Consider the following 19029-nt stretch of genomic DNA (forward strand, 5'->3'; position numbering starts at 1 on the left):
CTAAAGTATTCTGATGACTCTTTCATTAATAGCCGGAAACTTTTTAAACATGGCGTCATCATGCCCCGGCAAAATGTATTGAGGTTTTGAAGCCTGTGTTTTCATCCGCTGCATATTCTTTATGTAACCAGCAGCGTTCATTGTTCCATACGATGGCGGCGGCAGCATTTTATGCAGATTATAGTATATCCAGATATTATCCGATGCAATTACTACTTTATTCACACCTGATTGCACTACTACATATTGAGAATTATAAGTGTGCCGGGAACCTGTGAAAACTGTAATGCCTTTGATGATCTCTTTATTATCACCATCAACCAATTTTAATTTGCCGGCCATATTCAATTGCAGCAGAAACTCCACGTTTCTTGGTGCAATGCCACCTGGTTTGACGGGTTTCTGCCATGCTTCCCCGGTATAGTATGTATAATCCTCCTTTTGCATCCATACCGTAGCACCCGGAAACAATGGTAATCCATCAATATGATCCCAATGCGGATGTGAAATGATGATATCCGAAACTGCATCTGCGGGTATGCCCAACCGTAGTAAAACGGAATCAGGTCTTTCATAGTCGGTAAGGCCGAAGTCGATGGCATTTGACAGGTCCATTCTGCAACCTGCATCCACCAATATATTTTTTCCCTCAGGAGATTTGATCAGCCAGAAATGAAAACTTATGGATACACTGTCTTTTTCCGGTCCGTTATTTACCCAGTTGGATACAGGAGTAGGCGCTTTAAGAACTGCATATTTCAGTGCATAAATTTCAAAACTGCCCTGCGCATTAAGTAATACAGAAAATAATATGCCGGTAAATAAAAGAAGGTATTTCATTGTTGCTTTGGTTTATAGAGGAATAAATTAAATGTGTTTTTTTATTGGTAGTCTCTTTCCGTAGGAGAGTTGACGCCACAACCATTCCAACGGTCCGTAATTAAAATACCGCATCCAGTAATGACTGTATAGAACCTGTACTAAAAAAATCAGTATTGCCACAGGTATAAAAAATGCCAAGCCTTTATTACCTCCAAGTCCAAAGCCTATGCCATAATACAGTATAATACCAAATACGCTTTGAGCAATATAGTTGGTGAGTGCCATCCTTCCTATAGGCTGCAGCCAGCTAAATTTTGAAGGACTGCGATGATACCACAATATAGCTGTTGACGCATAACCTACACTCAGAGGCGCTACATTCAAACAATAAAATAATGTATCCCAAAGTCCGCCAGGTGCCGGCAAAGAAATATTATCATCATCGAAATATGTATATCCCAAACCCGAGCAAAAGCCTGTAACCAGGCACCAAATACTAATTTTTTTCAGAAGCGTTTTATTTTGTTCAATACGTTCATAGAGTTTTGCTCTTCCAACGCACAAACCTAAAATAAACATAGCTAGTACTTTGGGTAAGCGGTTTGTATCCATCCTGTGTTGCCAGCCCCACCAGAACCCAGAGCGATTCCATAATAAAATGCCTTTATAATTTTTATGAGCAATAACCCATGTTGGTATATTATCTTCTGTTATTCCGGCTTTGTTATCATAATAAATACCAGCCATTGCAAATGGGTGACTAATATTCCATTTGCCATCTGTAAGAACTTTTGCTAAATCAAACAAGAGCGGAGAAGCCAGTAGAATTATACTTGAAATAATAAGCGTCTTGTTACTGCATTTTCTGAATAGCGGCAAAACTGCTCCGGTTATAGCATAAAAGAAAAGAATATCACCATCCCACAATAAAAAGCTATGTGCAAGCCCGAATATTGCAAGAAAGAAAATCCTTCGGTAAAAAAAGAGTAAACCTTTGGTACTGCCTTCATTTTTCTGAAAAAAAATTATAGCGAAGCCTATACCAAATAACAAAGAAAAAAGGGAATAAAACTTGCCATCAATAAGAGCAGTATTGAAATATTTTAGCCAGCGATCAATAGCTGCCGTGGAAAATGCGGCAATATGCTCCGGCTTCTGAAAAATATACATTGAAAAATAACCCGCATTAGCAATGCAAATTCCAAGCAAAGCAAATCCTCTTAACACATCTAATACACCGGAGCGGGCATTATCGGCTACAGGAAAATGTTTGGGTTGAAGCATTGCATTTTGTAATGCATTAAGCTACAAAACTTTTTCACCAAAAGGAAGAATTTTAAATTGATGGTTGAAATAAATAATTATATCCTGGCGCTACCGGTAAAAGCAACCTGGCAGCTAAATGAATGCAGGCATTTAAACAATATTTGTAACTTGAATTAAAAAACATGAAACCACTCTATATATTAATGCTCCTCGGTGTATATGTATCATGTAATCCCGCAGGAGAGAAACCGAAAAATGAAACCCCGGAAGCCAATAAAACCAATTCGTCATCCATTATTAATTGCTATAAATATGAAAGCGCATCAGATACTGTTGTTTTAAAATTAATCAGGGTTGGAGCATCTGTTACAGGCACATTGGTTTATAAGCTAAAAGAAAAAGACAAGAATATGGGCACTATACAAGGATATATGAAGGAAAATATACTGGTTGCAGATTATACATTTATGTCAGAAGGAACACAGTCGATAAGGCAGGTTGCATTTAAATCAGATGGAGATAGCTTTACAGAAGGATATGGCGATATTGTAGATGAAAATGAAAAGTTTAGGTTCAAGAACCTTGATTCATTAACTTTTAATACTTCTGTTAAACTATCAGGATATCCGTGTGAATAGGCATTCTATGGCTCTAACCACGCATCATTTTCTTTAAGCAGATTGATCAGTTCTTCCACCGCTATATCACTGTTCACCGCCCGCTTAACTACTTCCTTGCCTTTGTATAAAGTGATCTTTCCAGGCCCGCTCCCTACATAACCAAAGTCTGCATCGGCCATTTCACCCGGCCCGTTTACTATGCAGCCCATAATAGCAATCTTAACGCCCTTAAGGTGATTGGTTACAGCGCGGATCTTCGCCGTGGTTTCCTGGAGGTCAAACAATGTTCTTCCGCAGGAAGGGCAGGAGATATATTCGGTTTTTGAAATGCGGGTACGTGTTGCCTGCAAGATCGAAAAGGCTGTATTATTGATGAACTGTTCTGCGCTTTTGTTGTTGATGTAATTTCTTCCGCTGGCATTAAGCCGGTCATAATTGTTAGAAAGCAGATCGTAGCTTGCCTGTTTCATCCCCAGGCAAATACCATCTCCAAATCCGTCTAAAAACAATGCGCCTGTTTCTGTAGCAAAATGTATCAGGTGTTCATCCGGTGTTTGCCAGCCGCTATCTGTTATCAGTATTGCCGGGTTATCAATATGTTTTTCTTCAAGTAAGGTAAACATACTGCGCACAGATTGCATCGCGTTTTTGTTGGTGCTGCTCAAGCATAATACAACTGTACGATCGTTCTTTATTATATTCAAAACATCAGCAGCAATATTGTTATTGCCTTTACAATCCAGCATCACAAAATTGATTGACTGGCTTTTTGCATCAGCCGGTGCTGTGATGAATGCTTCTAAAGAAAATATAGGGTGATATTTATCCTTATCACTGCATAATGCCCATTGTGCTGCGGGAATAATCACTTTCAGTGTTCCGGGTAATGCAAAAGGTAATGCGCCGTTTTCAGCATAAATATAATCGGCAGCCATATCGCCGATATTCCACTTATCCAGGTTTTCATCATAAGTATAGCCAACGCGCTGAAGAACAGCAGGTGTTATTTCGCCAGCCTTGCTTACGTCAGCAACAACTACCGGCACATGGTGCCCGCCGATATTATCAACCACAAAAGTATCGCGGCGTTTGTATTCAAAGGGGCTGTGGGCAATGGGCTGTGGGCAATGGGCTGTGAGCAATGGGTTGTGAAGGAGGAGACTGATAGCTGATAGCTCCTGATGGCTGACCGCTGACTGCTGACCGCTGACTGCTGATAGCTGACTGCTGATAGCTGACTGCTGATAGCTCACAGCCGACACCCCATACCTTTTCACAATATCCTTACATACCGGTATTTCAAATTCCGGATCTTCGGTCAGGGATACCCGTATGGTATCACCGATGCCGTCTTCCAGCAGCGTACCAATACCTATAGCTGATTTTATTCTGCCATCTTCGCCATCACCTGCTTCGGTTACGCCCAGGTGTAATGGATAGTTTTCGTGGAATTCATCCGTCATCTGCCGGACCAGCAACCTGTATGCCTGCACCATCACCTGCGGGTTGCTCGATTTCATGCTGAGAATAATATTATGATAATTCTCATCCCTGGCAATACGCAGAAATTCCATGGCGCTTTCCACCATGCCCATCGGAGTATCACCATAACGGCTCATGATCCTGTCGCTCAGCGACCCGTGATTGGTGCCGATGCGCATAGCAGTACCATATTCCTTACAAATTTTAACAAGAGGAGTGAAGCGCTCGCGGATTCGGTCAATCTCTGCGTTATATTCCGCATCAGTATATTCAATAAATTCAAATTTCTTTTTGTCAATATAGTTGCCCGGGTTGACGCGTACTTTCTCAATAATTCTCGCAGCAATCTCAGCCGCATTAGGTGTAAAATGAATATCAGCGATCAATGGTGTTTTATAACCTCTTTTATGCAATTCATTTTTAATATTCAGCAGGTTTTCCGCTTCTTTTTTGCTGGGGGCTGTTATCCGGACGAGTTCCGCGCCGGCTTCAATACAACGGATGGTTTGCTCCACGGTGGCAATGGTATCCATCGTGTCCGTGGTCGTCATGGTTTGCACACGTATGGGGTTAAAATTGCCTATAAGCAGGTCTCCCACATTTACTTCCCTGGTTTTTAAGCGTTTATATTCTGTTAATGATTCGCAATACCACTGCATACAATAAGTGTATCAAAATTGAGCAGCAAAGGTAAACAAACTAATGTGGGTGGATAGTTCAAATTTGTTATCATTGAATAAAATGGATCCGGAATATAATATTAAGCATGAACTTGTATTGACGCAGTTAAGGATTTGCAATGTGATGGTAAAAAGAGAAGTGCCGGCAGAGAAGTTCAAAAGCAGCACTTCATTTGACGTTTAGTTTAAGCCGCTATTTTTTAAATGCCTGTTGGTGTTATATTCTAAACTGCTGTAAAATCTTCCATTTCCCGGTATTGAATTGTTCAATCAGCGAAATGATATTAAATGTTATGGTCTTTGGAAATTTCAGTTGTTGAATTTCTTCAAATATTTCATCTGTACAGGTTGAATTTTCCGGATGCATCAGCGTTATATGCGGTTTCGGAAATCTTATTTCCTGGTTTGTATTTTCCAGTATTTTCTTTCGTAAAGCGTGATATCCGGTATTGTGTTCGTGAGCTGAAATTAAAACGCCTTTTCCGTCAGAAAATCTTTCTACTTTTTCAAAGCTTATGGTTATTAGTTTTTGATTGAGATTTTTTAAGTTTTCTAGGATTTGTTGAATATCCTGAATTTCATCTTCCCGACATAATGTAACGTGAGCGTTGATCAAAGCGTATTGAACAGGATTATATTTTCTGCGTATGGCTTCAATTTCCTTTGTATACATTTTGTTTACAAGCAAAGTAAGTTGCCTTCTCATAATTCATTTTACCGATTTTAATTTCCTGTATTTTTCGCTTTTACCGGTATCCATATTTCTTCTTCGGATGACGGGTCGTTGTTTTTGTATTTATCGCCTAATATTTCAAAGTGTGGCCGGTCGTCTAAAACATAGTCTGAACCGGGTAGCCAGGTTTCGAAAATGTATTGATAAACCGAAAGGTCTGTATTTGAACCCTTGTAGTCAAAAACGGCATAAAGTCCGCCGGTTAATGTAAAGATCTCCATTTCAGTTGGGACGTTATCAATATCCGAAACCTCAACCGTTGCCCATTTGTCAAACTCATTTGTCGGTTTGAAATCTGCAAAATGATTTGGCTTGTAAACCGTCAAAGAAATCAGGTCATTAGTTAAATTGTTTGTGATTTCTTTTCGCCCTGGCATAAAACTTTTCCAAAGTCCGACAACCTGGTAGTTTGCAAAACTCATGGTTAGTCGCTTTCCAACCAATTTTTTTTCTGCAATGGTTCTAATTTCCGGGGTCACTTTACAAATTTAATTTTTAAAGAAAATGAGCATTTAAGAAACTGAATATTTTATCGAAATGCTTTGTCGGTTCTGTATGCGAGCCCTCTACAACAACCAGTTCGTAAGGAAATTTAAAATGATTATTTTCTAACCGGGAGACCATTTTTTCAGCCATAGCTGCTGCAGGTATCATTTCATCGTTTGTTGCAGCAAGTAATAGTATTGCCCCTTTTATGTTTTCTACTTGTATGGATGCATTTTGTTCGGCAGCAGTATCTTTCATCATTGTTTCAAAAGTGCCCCGCAAATCTCTTTTCATTAAATACGGAACCGCTTCTTCATTAACAGGAATAAATGGCAGTTCTTTTCCTCCAAGGGCCCAGCAGGAGGTTGTAAATTCCTGCGTGTGACCGGGAAAAACTGCGTGACTTGCAGACATTCCTACAACAGCAGAAATATCATCATAATAACTACCAAGCAACAAAGCCAAATCAGCGCCTCTGGAACCACCGATCACGGCTATTTTTTTCGGATCGATTTTTTTATTCTCCTTTGCTGCCGCAATGGCATTATATACATCGTCTATGGCAATTTTATCTAAAATTTCAGGCGTTCCTTTGCAGCCGAAATATCCTATCGCTAAAAAAGCATAGCCCTTTTCAATAAATTCATCCAGTGTTTTTTTCCAGCGATTGCTTGCCCAGGCATTGCCACCCTCTGAGCCGCCGAGTCCAACCATTAACGGTTGTTTTTTTCCGTTGCCTGTGTACAATATAGCTTCAACATTTTTAACCCGTAAGGTGTCCTGGGAAAAAATTTTAGCCGATAAGATGATCAGGCATAGAATAAAGATTGTTTGTTTTGATTTAAACAGGTTCATTTCCTTTTTTTGCGAAGTTGATCATAATCGTCAACCTTGCCTTTGACCTATATCAAAAAATCATTTCTCTGATCTGATCCTGCTTAATGTTTCCTGTGTAATTCCCAGATAGGTAGCTATCATTCCCAACGGAATGCGGCTGTAAATATCGTTGTATGTGAGGCAAAAATGTTCATACTTTTCTTTAGCCGAAGTAAAACGCAGCGATGTTATCCGTTCTATTAAATGCCCGAAAATAGTACCCATGGAAAGGCGGGAATACCGCTCCATTTCAGGAAAATTTTCAAACAGGTATACAAGGTCATTAACGTGTAAGCAAAAGGCATCCGTATGTTCTATGGCATCAATATAGTAAATGTCTGTGGTGCGTTGTATAAAGCTGCGGGGTGAGTTTACCCATTCCCCTTCTCCGCAAAAATATTCGCTGATCTCTTTTCCATCTTTGATAAAATAGGTGCGAAAAATTCCTTTTTCTATAAAATAGCTGTATCTGCATATTTTGCCCGCATCGTGAACCAGTTCCCCTTTTTTAAAGGTCCTGAACGAAATCCTTTTTAGGAGTTCATCTTTTAAGGTGTCGCTAAGATTTATATATTTTTCAAAGTGCCTGAAAAATTTTTCAGTCTGTTGGGTTAGTTCACTCATTTTTCGGAAATTTCAATACTAATACTCCACGTTGTATTCAGCAGCTTCGGGCCTGTTCAGTATATCTGTAAGTGTTGTTATGAAAGTAAGCGTTTTCTTATCGGCAGATGCCTGTACTTCGTTGCCATTATATTTTTTAGCAGGCTTGGGCAATACAATTATTGTTTTGTAATTCATATCGCCCATCATCATCGTCATTTGCTGCATCATCTGCATAGAAGAATCTTTTGCCAATTTCTCTGTGATGAGGGCTTTGTTTATTAATGTGTTTGTAATTTTTCCCGGGGCTGCGCTAAAGCTGTATGCTTCCTGTGTTGGGTTGAGCGCATCTTTGTTTTTTGATAATTCCTGCTCAACCTGATCTGTATCAGGGCTTTCCTTATTCTTCATTTTGTCAGAGATATTCAGCTTATCCAACACTTGCATATAGCTTGCTTTCAGTTCCGGAAGAACAGATACATGCTTAAATGGAAAATGAACAGTAATAGACATTTCATTCGCTGCCTCATCTACCTTTATACGCATGCTGCCGTCACGGAACATTTCTTTTTCTTTTGCTGTCAATGCAGTTGCAGTATCTACATATGGCTTGAAAAAAACAGTCGAATCTTTTTTCTCTTTTTCTTTTGCATCATCCTTATCAGCGCCTCCCATTGAAGCAGCTAGTTTCAGCATTTTGCTCATATCAATGGTTACAGTATAGTTGCCGCTGTTGTTGTTATTGATCACGATTTTTTCTTCCGTGTCAAGGCATGAAGTAAGTAATATAGTTAAGCCGATAATAGCAGTAAGGCAAAGTTTTTTAAACATAGTAATATTGTTAATTGAAATGCAAGTTGAGGTTTTTATATGGAAATCAATTACCGTTTAAAATAATTATATCCATTGAGAAGGTCTGCAAGGTCTTTTCTTAAAAAAATGTATTTATTTCTTTCTTGCCAGGATGCTCCAATCCTCTCCTTCGTCTTCCTGTACGATGGTATTTTGTAACATTCCTAATCCGTCAACTTCAAGCTCCACCACATCTCCGGGCTGCAACCATTGTTCGGTATAGAAAAGATCATTACGTTTGCCGGTACCGTTCAATTCTAAAAAACAACCTGTGCCTACCGTTCCGCTGCCGATTATATCACCAGGGAAAAGATCTGCGCCATAAGAGGCTCGTTCTATAATTTCAGCGAAAGTCCATTCCATATCACCCAGGTTTCCTGCACTAACTGCAATGCCATTCACACGGCATTTCATATTAAGATTCCATTGCCTGCCTGTATGATTTTCTTTAACAGGAATTTCAAAAGGTTCCAGTTCATCGGGTGTAACCAGTACCGGTCCTAATGCTGTAGCAAAATCTTTTCCTTTGGCAGGACCAAGATTTAATTTCATTTCTTCCAGTTGAAGTTGGCGGGCACTGAAATCGTTCATGATCATCAAGCCGCCAATATATTCATCTGCATCTTCTGCTTTTATATTTCTGCCGTGCTTATTGATAACAATAGCCACTTCCAGTTCAAAGTCAAGTTGCTGTAAATGATCGGGCATACAGCGTATATTGCCAGCACCCTGTACACTATGGTGATTGGAAAAATAAAAAACAGGGTATTGGTCAAATTCCGGTATCATCCCCGCTCCGTGATTTCTTCTTGCCATTTCAACATGCTGGCGAAATGCGTAAGCATCTCTTAGTGATGTAGGAAATGCGACCGGTGAAAGCAGTTGCGCGTTTTCATAGGGGAAACCCTTGTTTTGCAAAAAGCGTTTTGTCTTAATGGCTTCGGCTGCCTGTTGTACCAGCGGCAAAGCGTCTTCCCAATAATTTAAAAACATACCCATGCTGCCAGGTAAGTTAGGATGAACCTCATCCATATTATATAACAAACCATCTACAAGCAATGCCAGTTGATCCTGCCCGTCGCGGAGATAAGAAACTAATTTCATGAAAGAAAATTTGGGGTGCAAGATAATGGAATGCATAAACAAAATATCCTTTCGGAATATACCTGGTAAATCTGAGGTGTAACATTTTGCTGATCCATGCAGGTGGCTAAAGCAGGCATTATTTTAAAAATGGCAAATGAAAAGCACTAATGCAGCAACGCGTATACCGCAAAGCTCCCAAGCCAATGTTCGCCACCATAATTGCCGCTTACTATTTCAGGTAAAGCAGTTGATAAATGTTGTATAGCTGAGCGCATCATCATTTTTTTAAAAGGACTTGAAGCCGGTAACGCTGAAGCCAACCCTTTCATGCACCAGCTACGGCTGAAGCATAACCCGTCAAGATGCACGATCTGGTAATCTGTTCTGTCTGATACGATTGGTGATTTGGTAAGATGCTTTAGCCCGGCAGGAGTAATAAAGCTGTTGAACCATTTCATAAACGCATCCGGTGGCAAAACCCTTCTCATCAAATCAATTTCTTCCAGCGCGGGAGAAAGAAAATCACTGCCATCAGGTTCCCATGAGGCAGGTACATTTTTATCATTGCCGTATAATTTTTTTGAATAGTAGACAATGGCTTTTTCAAAAGCGGTATCTTTAACTGTATTTGCATAATCATATGCAAATACCAATCCGAAAGCGGTATTAGGATGTACGCCCGTTCTGTTAGGATAGGTTTGTTTAGGTAAAAAAGCCACCCATCTCGCAATGATCTTTTTTGTAAGTGGTTGTAATGCGGCATGCCATTTTTTTCCATCCTCATCATTCCATGTGCTGAGCTCTTCATCTAATTTAAGCAGCCAGGCCCAGCCATAAGTACGTTCCCATGCGTTTGCCATGGGCGCTTCAAAATATTTTACTTCGGTAAGTATATTGTCAGCAGTAATAGTTTTGCTGATGGCATTGCGTATTACAGCCGCTTCCGGCAGGCCAGGAAATTTTTTCAACAGGCGTATCATCATCCAGTGCCCATGCACACAGGAGTGCCAGTCGAAGCAGCCAAAGAACGCCGGGTGAATTTGCTTTGGTGTTAATATATGATCGCTGTCGCTTGCAGAGGTATGACTTGTTTTATTAGGATATTCCTGGTCAATACATTTTAATGGAAGAGAAGCTAAGAGTGATGCTCCTTTCATGGTTAGTTCAAACCCGGAGCTGTCTTTATTGATGGTGAAAAGATCTGATGTTTGCGCATAACTGCATATGGTGATTACAATAAAGAGCGGTGATAAAAACAATGTACGCATAATAAGCGGCAGATAAGTTTCATGCAAAATACGCTATGGAGCAGAGAGCGCAAAGAAAAATCATTGCTGCTACAGGAGTGCGTTCAGGCTTTTGATCAGTGTCGCCAGAGGCGACAAGATATCTGTGCGTGGCGTCTTCGCCACGCACATCGTGTAGTGGCGCTGTATATCTTTAATAAACAAATAACTTCCGCTTCAGCATTTGTAATACTAACCGGCAATTACCAGTTTTTTCACCAGCATCTTTGTAGCGTTGGATTTTGTGTTTTAACCTTTTTCCCATTTGGGGAGCTACCTGTATTCACAAATAGATGTTTTTAATTGCTAATGCCCGGATCAGGTGCAGCGCATCTTAATATTTGTAGCACAGCAAATAATATGGAGCAAGCCGCAGAGCGGCGTTATATTAACCTGACGCATTTATATTTTAATATTACGGTGCGCTGCATCCGAAAATGTCACATCCATTATAGTGCTACAAAAATTATCGCGGTGCTGCAGCTATTTAAACACTTCGTATGCAGAGTAACCTGAATAAAATAAATGAAAACAGGATAGCTGACCCCGCCTCAGAGACGCCAGCCAATCAACTGTTTTGCGAACTGCTTTGCCAGCAATGGCGCTATTAAAAAGCCCTTTGTTCCCAAGCCGTTAAATAAAGCGGCAGGCAATGAATGGTGCATTAACAGTAATGGCTGTTGCCCGGCAGTGGTTGGTCGTTCTGCAACAATATGATCTTCTACACTAAATGGTATCTTTAACCACCGCGATAATTTTTCTTCTGTGTAGTTTCTCCATTCAGCATCGGGCGCAAGGTTTGTATAGTTCCAGGTATAATTAGTTCCGCACCAGAATAACCGGTTGCTTGTAGGGATCAGCCGTATACCATAATGATAAATAAATTTTTCAGGCAAACCGGGAACCGATACCAATAAAGCATCACCACGGTTTTTTGTAAATGGCAGGTTATTGAACCACGGATTTTGTATGGCCGCAACACCTTCGCAAAAAATAATTTTTGCTGCGCGGATATCTTTATACACAACTATTCCATTGGTAATGCTTAGCTTCTCTGCTTCAAAACGTTCGCTTAAAAATGCATTTTGGGTATGGAGGAATTTCTGCCACGCATTGAGTAATGACTCTGCATATATTTGAGAAACCGGCGCAATTATTTTGGTTGTAAGCGGAGTTGCAAAAGCATTATTGATCAATACAGCATTTTCCTCCGTAATATTATGCAGGAACGGCTGAACCAAAATATCTTCCCTTGTGGCAGGGGCATCAAAAGCTATGATCGGTATTTCGCTGATCACAGGAACCTTGAGTAAATTCTGCAATGATGCATAACTGTCAAGCGCTTCAGCAATATATTGCCGGTAATCTTTTGCTATGCTCCATTGCTTGATATTTACGGGGTTGAGTACTGCGCCTGCAACAGTGCTTGCCTTAACAGCGCTGGTATTATCAATAACAACAACAGGTCTGTTGTGCTTCATCAGCTCATAACTGATAAGCGTACCCGCAATTCCTCCACCTATGACGAGGTATTCTGTTTGCATAACTCATCAGGAAATGATGCGGAGTTTAGCATAATTCAGCATGATCTTCTTTTCGCCGTTTATATCAAATTTTACCAGCGCAATAGGATTTTGTGAACTGCCTTCTATTTTCACCACATACCCGAAACCAAATTTCTGGTGCTCAATTTTATCACCTTCTTTAAGCAGCCTGATATCACTTGCTACAAAATCAGCAGATGCCTTATGTTCAACCACCCTGTTTTGTGGTTTGGGTGCAAGATAAGAAGGCGCAGTATTCGCCTTTTTAGCAGGAGGGGGTCCATATTGCTTTTCAGCCTGGTAAGCAGCACCGCCAAAACCTCCCCGATTCATTCTTTCAAATGCACTGCCTAATCCTGAGCTGCCATTATTGCGTGATGAGCTTCCGGCAAAACTTCTGTCCATAAATGTTTCCGGTATTTCAGCAATAAAACGGCTGGGTTCATTTTGTATTAAAGATCCAAAGCGGTAACGTGAAGCAGCATGTGTTATCCACAGCTTTTGTTTGGCTCTTGTTATCACCACATAAAACAAACGCCGCTCTTCTTCCAGTTCTTCCCTTGTATTAATGCTCATTGCATTGGGAAAAAGATTTTCTTCAAGCCCGGCAGCAAACACACAACCAAATTCCAGCCCTTTTGCGGCATGTATGGTCATAAGCTTTACTGTGTCTGCGTCCTGCATTTTATCATCTGCATCTGTAAGCAAAGTGATTTGCTGCAGGTAAGCACCAAGGCTTTTATCTTCTGGCGCCGGTGCATTCTCATCGTCTGTTGCCGTTGTATTAATAGTATCAATGGTTTCCTTTACTTCATCTTTACTGAATAGTCCTTCTGCAAAATTATCATCAATAAAATCGTCATCGTATTCCTTCAGTTCAAAATCGCCTTCTTTCTGCTGAGGATCATCTACCCATTCTTTTATAGAGTTGAGCAATTCCTGTATGTTTTCATAACGGGCAAGGCCTTCGGCGCTTTTATCGTTAAACAATTCTTTTACAAAATTGGTTTGCTTGCCAACATGCACAGCCACTTCATAAGCATTCTTATGTTTTAGCATGCTTGAAAAGCTTTTGATCATCAGTACAAAATTTTCAACAGACTCTAATGTGCCTGCTTTAAACCCAAACTCTTTTGCACGTTCCAATACCTGCCAGAACGAAATATTATTTTCATTAGCTGCAAGTATCGCCCTGTCTACCGATGTTTTTCCTATACCTCTTGCCGGGTAATTGATGATGCGTTTTAAAGCTTCTTCATCATGCGGATTAACCAATACCCTCAGGTATGCGATATAATCTTTTATCTCTTTTCGCTGATAGAAACTGATGCCGCCATAAATCGTATAGGCAATACCCATTCTTCTCAATGCTTCTTCAAAAGCACGGCTTTGCGAGTTGGTGCGGTAAAGAATGGCAAAGTCTTTATTGTGAAAATGATTTCTCAGCTTTTGTTCCTGTATGGTATCAGCCACAAATTTCCCTTCATCATTATCGCTCATGGTGCGCACAAGACGGATCTTTTCACCAACCGTATTTTCAGTGAATAAAGTTTTTTCAATCTGTCCTTTATTATTACTGATCACTTCATTCGCTACATTCAGGATATTCTGCGTGCTGCGGTAATTCTGTTCAAGCTTTACCACTTTCACATCATCATAATCTTTCTGGAACTGCAATATATTTTCAATGGTAGCGCCACGGAAACTATAAATACTCTGCGCATCATCCCCCACCACACATACATTTTCATGCATTGCGCCAAGCAGCTTTATAATTTCATACTGGGCAGGGTTGGTATCCTGGTACTCATCAATCAAAATATATTTGAACTTGCGCTGGTACTTACTCAAGGCCTCAGGAAAATTTTTGAGCAGCTCATACATTTTTACCAGCAGGTCGTCAAAATCCATTGCGCCGTTTTTGAAGCAGCGCTTACTGTACGCGTCAAAAATTTTCGCGATAGCAGGCCGGTTGCTGCGCATATCTTCCTGCTGAATAGCATAATCATTGGCATATTCTTCAGGCGTTACCAGGGCATTTTTGGCAGAAGAAATACGGTTGTATACCGTATTGGGCTTATAATGCTTGTCATCAAGATTCATTTCGTTAACGACGGTTTTTACAACACTTTTCGCGTCTTCTGTATCGTAAATGGTAAAATTGCTGGGATAGCCCAGGCGCTGTGCTTCGCCTCTCAATATTCTGGCAAAAACACTGTGGAATGTACCTATATATAAATTACGTGCTTCTCCATTGCCAAGAATGTGCTCAATCCTTTCCTTCATTTCCTTTGCCGCCTTATTGGTAAAGGTGAGCGCCAGTATATTAAAAGCATCCACGCCATTTGCCATCAGGTGGGCTATGCGGGTAGTAAGCACTTTGGTTTTGCCGCTTCCGGCACCGGCTATGATCATCAGCGGCCCATTAATATGGGTTACTGCTTCTCTTTGTCTCTCATTCAATCCTTTTAAATAATCCTGCATGGGCGCAAGTTAAGAAAAGGAAAAGAGCAGGAAAAGTTTGGGGAGAAAGATTGTGAAAAGGAAGCAATGGACAATAGGGCAATAGCGAATAGCGACTGCTGAAAGCTAATTGCTGACAACTGATAGCTCATCGCAACTTTACAATAACTTAATCTTAATAAAACATAGCGGTAATAAACAAAGTTTAATATTGTTAAACAATTGCAGGTGTTGATTTTTTAGTTGCAATCATTAAAAAAGCAAACAATGTGGATAACTTTTTTTGTACTTCCATAGTTAGTAATTGTAAACTTTTGTTTATTTTAACTAAATATTTGAAAACAGTATAAACACATTTATTTAAGCCATTTACACCTTCCCCGATTATAGATGCTCCTGAGAAATACCAAGGACTATTAATAAATAGAACTAACTATATATTATGAGATTAATCCCTAAACCGGGTGGAAAAATCCTGTTTTTCCTGCTCGTATCTTTTGGTGCTGCTATGAGTGTTCCGGCCCAGGATTCGCTAAGGGTAGATAGCCTGGTCTTAGCCAACAGAAGCGGGCTGGAGAATATTATACAAGGAAGCGTTGCCGGGCTTAGAGTCAAAAGCTGGTCTGGTACCACAGGTGCCCAATCCACGCTTAATTTACGCGGTTTAAGCCTCGATCCCACAGATCAATCTACTATGCCGCTGATTCTTATCAACGGTATACCCATGGTGGCCGGTCCATCCAATATAACCGGCATCAACCCGCTCACTTATTTTACGCCCGAACAAATTGACCGCATAGAAGTAATTAAAGATATTGATCGCCTCGCAGCTTATGGTGTGCAGGCGCCTAACGGGGCTTTGAATATTATTATGAAGGAGGGGCAGTCAGGCTCCATCCATGTTCGCGGCAGCGCATACGCCGGTGTAAACTTTCTCCAGAATATGGATTACAAAAGGGATGCCTTCTACAACTTTAATACCACAGCCCGCAGAGATGTATATGAAGATGGTGGAATGATGAATGATGAGACACTGCTTGTAGATGGCGCGGGTAGTTATGGCTCTTATTTGTTTGGACTTTCCAATCACCAGGATAAAGGCATTATTAAAGGATCAGGATTTGGTCGTCAAAATTTATTCCTGAATGCTAAATATAATATTACCGATCGCTTCACGGCCCATTTCTATAATAATATGACGATGGCCAACCGCAACGGGCGTTATAGCGGGGAATACAGCCGCGATTTAATCCTCCCGGTTGTTGGCAGTGAAGAATTTTTTATGGATAGGAACCGGAACCTGGGGCTTGTATCTTCTATGGGTTTAAATTATCTTCTCGGATACGGCATTACCATCCGCACTGTAGCAGGTTTATCATATGAAGGCGCTAGCAGGGATATGTATATCCCTTCCAATTTGCTTGACGGTGAAATTTACGCATCAAGTGCAGCCTACAAAAGACAACTCATCACCTGGAATACTTCCGCGAACTGGTTGCATGATTTTTCTGATGCCCTGCAAATGGATATGACACTAGGCGGGGAGCTGCGTAATACTGATGACCGGCTAACCTCTGTAAACGGGCAGCGCAGTTTGGAAAACGGCGGATCGAACTTCGTGAAAGTGGTGACAGGCTACAACGCGGGTCAAACAATCGCATTATCCAATCATAATATAGAGAAGCTCTTATCTTTTTACGGAACATGGAAGTTTAAATACAAAAAAGACCTTGACGTTAACCTGGTAGCCCGTGCTGATGGCAGCTCTTTATATGATAAGAAATGGGCATTTTACCCTGCGCTCGGTATTCATTATGATTTGAAGAACAGCCTGGACATACCTGTAAAGATCAATGCGGGCATTGGTAAAACAGGTGTGTTGAACAGACCGGAAGTATACCGTGGCCAGTTGGATGCTTATGGAGATTATTATGGAGGCAATTACCTGGGCATAGGACAATTGTATCCCGGGTTCAGCGGTGCTAAGAGCATTGGTGTGATTCAGGTAGATGCCGGAGTAACGGTTGCACTTGGTTCCCTGCTTAATCTTTCTGTTGATTACTTTAATAAAACATACAGCGATTTCATGTATCAGCGATACCAGCCTAATATCAGTGGGATTGAGTATACATTTGAAACCGGCGGCAAGCTCGGCTTGTCAGGTATTGAAATAACGCTTGACGGCAACTGGATACATTCCACCAATTTTTCCTGGGGCACTAACCTGAATATTGCCTTCTACAAAAACAAAGTAAAATCATTACCCGGAGATATTGACAATACCAGCTTAGCGCATCTTGCTGCGGTTTCCGGTGCGCCGGTTACTTCACTTGTTGCATGGCAGGGCAGTACTGCAAAAAAGATTGGCAACAGTGAGCCAAAAGCTTTTGGAGGATTTACAAATACATTGCGCTACCGTAATATTTCAGCAGCTTTTGTTGTAACCTATGCATGGGGTGCTGATGTTGCTGCAGCATCTTTCAACAGCCGCTATGATGCGCAAAGTATCAATTACGATTTCCCAGTTAAAAATGCTGAAACGCCTTATTATTTTATTGATAAAGACGCTGATGGACGTACGGTTTACCAGGGCATCAGAACGATTGAAGACGGCAGCTTTATGCGGCTGAGCAGGGCTGTGGTTTCGTATCGTTTCAACGCTATATCTAAAAAAGTGGAAGCATTAAGCGACCTGGAAATATTTGTACGTGGTGATAACCTGCTTACCCTTAGCCGGTACAGCGGGATTAACCCGGAAGAGAATATTACAGGAAGCCGGCGATATGATCTGATGTATACAGGAACACCTCTGCCTGCTTCGGTAGCGCTGGGTATTAAAGTGGTTTTTTAAGCATGATGCTATTAAAAATGAACAACATGACACATTGGATGAAATACCGGAAATTGCTTATGCCTGGATTGTGTAAACAATACTTTGCTGTATTGGTAGTAATGCTGCTCCTTGGTTCCTGCCGAAAGAGCCTTACCGTAGACCAGGAAAACAACACTGTTGAAGAAGGATATTATAATTCAGCGCCTCGTATTCAGCAGGCAGTAATAGGAGGATATACGGATTTACGGAGAGCGCTTTTTGCTAATTACGCATGGATGATGTATGGCGAAGCAAGAGCAGGAGACCTGAAGGTTGCAGTTAACTATCAGCAACAGGTGGCCAACCAGCAACTTACTGCCGCTAACGAAAACCTGGTGCAGTTATCAGATTGGGGTTATTTCTATGATGTAATTAAAGATGCCAACGATGTGCTGGATATTGTAGATAATGCTGAAGAAGATATATTAAGCACGTACCAGAAAAATACATACAGGGGCGAAGCGCTTGCCCTTAAATCTATGGCCTATTTCTACGTGGCCAGGATTTGGGGAGAAGTGCCCTCAGCCGAAGAAAATAATTTTGGCGCACATCTTACCGCACAACAGGCAGTAACCCAGGCAATGGGATATGCAACAGAAGCACAAAAGCTGCTTCCCTGGAGATTACTTAATGATGATGGTATAGAAAGCGCTGCCCTGACAGCAGTACGGTTTAGCAAAACCGCTGTAACCTCACTTATTGCCCAGCAGGCACTTTGGCTTGGCAATGGACAAAGCGCATATGATATACTCACTAATACTTTTACCGGCAGTGCGGCAGATAGTTTGTCCGGTTTTGGACTGGCAATTGGAGAAGACAGGCGTACAGAGATACCGGAAGCGCCATTAAGCAAGAATGTGCTAAGCATGCCTATTGCAACATTCAATACAATTTATCCGGTTGGTGATACACGCCGTAGCAGCATGTTTAATGTTTCAGGCAATAGTGCTACGCTTATTGTAAGTGATGTTAGTAAGGTAGACCTGCTGCGGGTGAATGAAATCGATTTGTTGCTGGCAGAAGCTGCCTGGCGTTCAGACCGGCTTGAAGAAGCCAAAGAAAGACTGATCAACGCCTCCGGCGGTGCCACAGAAGATTATAGCACCTTAACCGAAGAAACATTCGGAAATGCATTGCTGCAGGAAAGACAACGCCAACTGGTGGCAACCGGGCAACGCATGTTTGATTTGATCAGGTTTGATGAAGTATCCACCTATATACCTGTATTTACTGAAGCTGATGTTGCCAACGGCGCTGCGTATTGGCCATTGTCGGCAACCAGTATTAAGGGTAATGGATGGAGCCAGAACAATTATTGGAAGTAACCTTGGAACGAATAAAAAGTTCAACCGAAAAAA

Annotated in this window: 16 protein-coding genes; 4 read left to right on the plus strand and 12 right to left on the minus strand. The window is 41.1% G+C overall.

The window, feature by feature from the left end:
• Positions 1-840: an N-acyl homoserine lactonase family protein gene (locus DC498_RS14700; protein WP_116874937.1), complete on the minus strand. Its 840-nt coding sequence runs from the start codon at positions 838-840 to the stop codon at positions 1-3.
• A 27-nt stretch (positions 841-867) separates the two neighbouring features.
• Positions 868-2106, minus strand: coding sequence for a DUF418 domain-containing protein (locus tag DC498_RS14705; RefSeq protein ID WP_116874938.1), 1239 nt, complete (start codon positions 2104-2106; stop codon positions 868-870).
• A gap of 164 nt (positions 2107-2270) precedes the next feature.
• On the opposite strand from DC498_RS14705, the gene DC498_RS14710 reads away from it, so the two are divergent.
• The gene (locus DC498_RS14710) at positions 2271-2726 is read left to right on the plus strand and encodes a hypothetical protein (protein WP_133176863.1); all 456 of its coding nucleotides are present in this window, start codon (positions 2271-2273) and stop codon (positions 2724-2726) included.
• A 5-nt stretch (positions 2727-2731) separates the two neighbouring features.
• On the opposite strand, the gene ispG is transcribed toward DC498_RS14710, so the two are convergent.
• Positions 2732-4849, minus strand: a complete 2118-nt coding sequence (gene ispG / locus DC498_RS14715) for a (E)-4-hydroxy-3-methylbut-2-enyl-diphosphate synthase (protein WP_116874940.1) — start codon at positions 4847-4849, stop codon at positions 2732-2734.
• A gap of 73 nt (positions 4850-4922) precedes the next feature.
• Here ispG and DC498_RS26650 point away from each other — a divergent pair, with 73 nt between their 5' ends.
• Entirely contained in the window at positions 4923-5054 is a 132-nt protein-coding gene (locus DC498_RS26650) for a hypothetical protein (protein WP_255415847.1), read from the plus strand.
• 33 nt (positions 5055-5087) lie between these two features.
• Here the strand turns inward: DC498_RS26650 and DC498_RS14720 are convergent, their stop codons facing one another.
• The 9 genes from DC498_RS14720 to DC498_RS26575 all read right to left on the minus strand — a co-directional run bounded on the left by DC498_RS14720 (position 5088) and on the right by DC498_RS26575 (position 14820).
• Positions 5088-5576, minus strand: a complete 489-nt coding sequence (locus DC498_RS14720) for a 2'-5' RNA ligase family protein (RefSeq protein ID WP_116874941.1) — start codon at positions 5574-5576, stop codon at positions 5088-5090.
• A gap of 17 nt (positions 5577-5593) precedes the next feature.
• Positions 5594-6082: a GyrI-like domain-containing protein gene (locus DC498_RS14725; protein ID WP_116874942.1), complete on the minus strand. Its 489-nt coding sequence runs from the start codon at positions 6080-6082 to the stop codon at positions 5594-5596.
• Positions 6083-6098: 16 nt separating this feature from the next.
• Positions 6099-6944 (minus strand): alpha/beta hydrolase family protein, encoded by an 846-nt coding sequence (locus DC498_RS14730; protein ID WP_116874943.1) that lies wholly within the window; start codon positions 6942-6944, stop codon positions 6099-6101.
• Between the two features lie 60 nt (positions 6945-7004).
• Positions 7005-7589 carry a Crp/Fnr family transcriptional regulator gene (locus DC498_RS14735; protein ID WP_116874944.1) on the minus strand — a complete coding sequence of 195 codons (585 nt, stop codon included), beginning with the start codon at positions 7587-7589 and terminating at the stop codon, positions 7005-7007.
• An 18-nt stretch (positions 7590-7607) separates the two neighbouring features.
• Positions 7608-8399: a hypothetical protein gene (locus tag DC498_RS14740; RefSeq protein WP_116874945.1), complete on the minus strand. Its 792-nt coding sequence runs from the start codon at positions 8397-8399 to the stop codon at positions 7608-7610.
• Positions 8400-8513: 114 nt separating this feature from the next.
• Positions 8514-9524 (minus strand): fumarylacetoacetate hydrolase family protein, encoded by a 1011-nt coding sequence (locus DC498_RS14745; RefSeq protein ID WP_116874946.1) that lies wholly within the window; start codon positions 9522-9524, stop codon positions 8514-8516.
• Positions 9525-9670: 146 nt separating this feature from the next.
• Positions 9671-10774: a DUF2891 domain-containing protein gene (locus DC498_RS14750; RefSeq protein ID WP_116874947.1), complete on the minus strand. Its 1104-nt coding sequence runs from the start codon at positions 10772-10774 to the stop codon at positions 9671-9673.
• A 569-nt stretch (positions 10775-11343) separates the two neighbouring features.
• Entirely contained in the window at positions 11344-12336 is a 993-nt protein-coding gene (locus DC498_RS14755) for an NAD(P)/FAD-dependent oxidoreductase (protein WP_116874948.1), read from the minus strand.
• Positions 12337-12342: 6 nt separating this feature from the next.
• Entirely contained in the window at positions 12343-14820 is a 2478-nt protein-coding gene (locus DC498_RS26575) for an ATP-dependent helicase (protein ID WP_240628022.1), read from the minus strand.
• 421 nt (positions 14821-15241) lie between these two features.
• Here DC498_RS26575 and DC498_RS14765 point away from each other — a divergent pair, with 421 nt between their 5' ends.
• Both DC498_RS14765 and DC498_RS14770 read left to right on the plus strand, forming a co-directional pair.
• Positions 15242-17650: a TonB-dependent receptor plug domain-containing protein gene (locus DC498_RS14765; RefSeq protein ID WP_116874949.1), complete on the plus strand. Its 2409-nt coding sequence runs from the start codon at positions 15242-15244 to the stop codon at positions 17648-17650.
• A 26-nt stretch (positions 17651-17676) separates the two neighbouring features.
• On the plus strand, positions 17677-18996 hold the full coding sequence (locus DC498_RS14770; protein ID WP_165813854.1) for a RagB/SusD family nutrient uptake outer membrane protein: 1320 nt from the start codon (positions 17677-17679) through the stop codon (positions 18994-18996).
• Positions 18997-19029 lie beyond the last annotated feature (33 nt).

The organism is Terrimonas sp. (assembly GCF_003075435.1).
Lineage (GTDB): Bacteria > Bacteroidota > Bacteroidia > Chitinophagales > Chitinophagaceae > Agriterribacter.